Annotated in this window: 2 protein-coding genes and 2 pseudogenes; 3 read left to right on the top strand and 1 reads right to left on the bottom strand. The window is 37.4% G+C overall.

What is annotated here, in order from left to right:
* Nucleotides 1-365: 365 nt before the first annotated feature.
* The gene (locus QUA40_RS29215) at nt 366-650 is read left to right on the top strand and encodes a transposase (RefSeq protein ID WP_445301212.1); all 285 of its coding nucleotides are present in this window, start codon (nt 366-368) and stop codon (nt 648-650) included.
* A 177-nt stretch (nt 651-827) separates the two neighbouring features.
* Nucleotides 828-1169: pseudogene (locus QUA40_RS28255) on the top strand (IS1 family transposase); the annotation flags it as partial.
* Here the strand turns inward: QUA40_RS28255 and QUA40_RS28250 are convergent.
* Nucleotides 1108-1673, bottom strand: a pseudogene (locus QUA40_RS28250) (IS630 family transposase); the annotation flags it as partial. The pseudogenes QUA40_RS28255 and QUA40_RS28250 sit on opposite strands and share 62 nt — an antisense overlap.
* A 254-nt stretch (nt 1674-1927) precedes the next feature.
* Between QUA40_RS28250 and QUA40_RS28245 the strand changes: the two are divergent.
* Entirely contained in the window at nt 1928-2560 is a 633-nt protein-coding gene (locus tag QUA40_RS28245) for a hypothetical protein (protein ID WP_333131956.1), read from the top strand.
* The last annotated feature ends 40 nt before the right edge of the window (nt 2561-2600 follow it).

The raw sequence follows: 2600 nt of genomic DNA, 5'->3' as shown, positions 1-2600 counted from the left end.
ATCTTTAGTTGAGTTTGAATATATCGGTCGCTCCTATTCATAGTTTGCGATCGATTATTCAGCAAGCCCTAGTTATTTTTGCAAGAGGTCTAATGATGCAACTCTTGAAGAACTCCGTTATTTACTTTATGGGAAAATTGGATTTGCCGTTAGTATAGCGACAATAGGAAGAATGATAAAACTCTTAAACATTATTGTAAAAAAAAAGACTCTCTTCCCTTCAGGTAAAGGCACAGAGCGAGTTCAAATCCTGCGAGGTAAGTTCTGGGAAATAATTAAAAAAATTAGTTTGAAAGACTTAATATTCATTGACGAATGGGGAGTTAATTTAGCAATAGTTAGGTTATATGCTAGATCTTTAAAAGGTGAAAGAGCCAGGGTGTCGAAACCAACTTGCGCGTGGCAAAAATGTCTCAATAATTGGAGCAATGTCAGTCAATGAAATTTTGACATCGGTTAATTTAATAGGCGGAACTGATGCCATTACATTTGAAGCTTTTATAATCAGAAAACTTGTACCCAAACTATGGAAATGTTCTTGTGTCGTGATGGATAATTGTCCAATTCACTTGGGAGAAAAAGTGAAAAAAGCGATCGAAAATCAAGGAGCCAAATTAATATACTTATCACCTTATTCACCCGATTTTTAACCAATTTAAAGTCTGTGGTCCAAAGTTAAAATCATTCTCCGTTCTCTCAAAACTGCTAATTATCAAGAATTAGGAAAAGCCAGAGAATTTGCGTTGGGGCAAGTTACATCGTCAAATATTTTTAACTGGTTTACACACTGCTGTTATTGTACCTCATCTTTGTGAGAAAGGCTATATATTGGGGAGCGCAGCGAAGAAGGAGCAAAACAATTATGGAATTCTCTACCTATTGTATATCGACAATTTGCTGTTTGCTATACAGATTTTTAGGCTGCGTATGCTTGTATTTTTCCAAGCAAACGCCATCAGCCAGTTGGTAAAGACAGTGGAAAAACTAATCACATTGAAAGATTTAATAATACTTTGCGCCAACGTGTTTCTCGTCTCGTAAGAAAGACTCTTTCATTTTCTAAAAAGTTAGAAAACCATATTGGTGCTATAGCAACCGCCAAGGCGGTTAGGACGCAAGGTGTAAGACAGCCTCGATTGCGTCTCGTAAAGAATCAAACTGATTCTTGAGTTTACGAATTCGACTCTTCAGCCAAGATCAGCATTGTTCAATTATGTTGAAATCTGGGGAGTATGGTGGTAAATATAACAGTCTACATCCTGCACTTTGAATTAATTCCTCAATCCGACCACCTTTATGAAACGTGGCATTATCCATCACTACAACCTTTCCTTTAATAAGTGTTGGAACTAAAGTTGTTTCTAACCAGATTTCAAAAACTGTTCGATTACACGCTCCCTCGATAGTAAAAGGGGCGCTCAATTTTTGATGGCACAGGGCAGCAATCATATTGACCCGACCTTTCCCTCGCCCAGATTTCAGTGCATGGAAACGTTGACCTCGTTCATTCCAAGCATAATCATACTGGTCTCGGTCATCCATCCCTGATTCATCAACATAGACAATTTCCTCCGTCCGTAGGGTGGACAACTCGGCTATGAAAGCCTGCCGCTTGGCTTCATCCCGTTCGCGGTAGCCATAAGTCTTTTTTTTCGAGTGAAGCCAATCTTCTTCCTGACGGGGGGACAGATCGCCTGAAAATCAGACAGGGAGGCAACTCTAGACAAATAGCCTGAAAAAAGATAGGGTAAAAAAGCTTCTTACCTAAAAAACAATTAAATGATACCAGAATCATATCATGCCCATTTGTCAGAAAAACTCACACATTCTAACTACTTATTAACGATTTTATTGATTCAAGTAGTGCAATCCATTAAAGAAGTCACATTAGAAAGCATAGCGACCAAACTAGCGATGCCCATTAAATTTGAAAGTAGAAAAAAAAAATCAGAGATTCTTATCAGATGATGAATGGAATTTAGATAATATTTGGTTGTCCCTAGTAATTGCTTGGATTCAAGGCAATATAAAACAGAATAATGTTGTTTATTTAGCAATAGACAGAACCAAATGGCAATCAAATAATATTTTGATGATCAGCATGATTTGGCGAAAAAGAGCTATTCCTATTTATTGGAAAATGCTTGACAAACAAGGGAACAGCACATTAGAAAATCAACAAGTCGTATTGACGCCAGTATTCGCCGCTTTATCAGGTTATAAATTGATAGTGTTAGGAGAGCGTGAATTTTGTAGCGTTACCCTCGCCAACTGGCTGAGGGAGAAGAAAGTAGATTTCTGTTTGCGACTAAAAAAGAATGTTTGCATCAAGACGGAATCGAAGTTGTGGGCTGAAGTAAAAATGCTAGGATTAGAGCCAGGAAATAGATTTTTCAATCGAGAAGTAACAATTAGAAAAACTGCACCCATTAAAGGATTTAATCTGGCAGGTAAATGGCTAGGGAAATATCGAAATATTATTACAAAAGAGCCTTGGTATATTCTGACAAGTTTAAAAGATACACGGCTCTTCAGAACTTATGGTGATAACTTTATCTAATAAAAGATAGACTCGTGCATAAGACTAGAAGCTGAAACTC

It is taken from the genome of Microcoleus sp. Pol11C3 (assembly GCF_036701485.1).
GTDB lineage: Bacteria > Cyanobacteriota > Cyanobacteriia > Cyanobacteriales > Microcoleaceae > Microcoleus.
The sequence above is the reverse complement of the archived record's forward strand: the minus strand, read 5'-3'. Positions and strand labels throughout refer to the sequence as shown.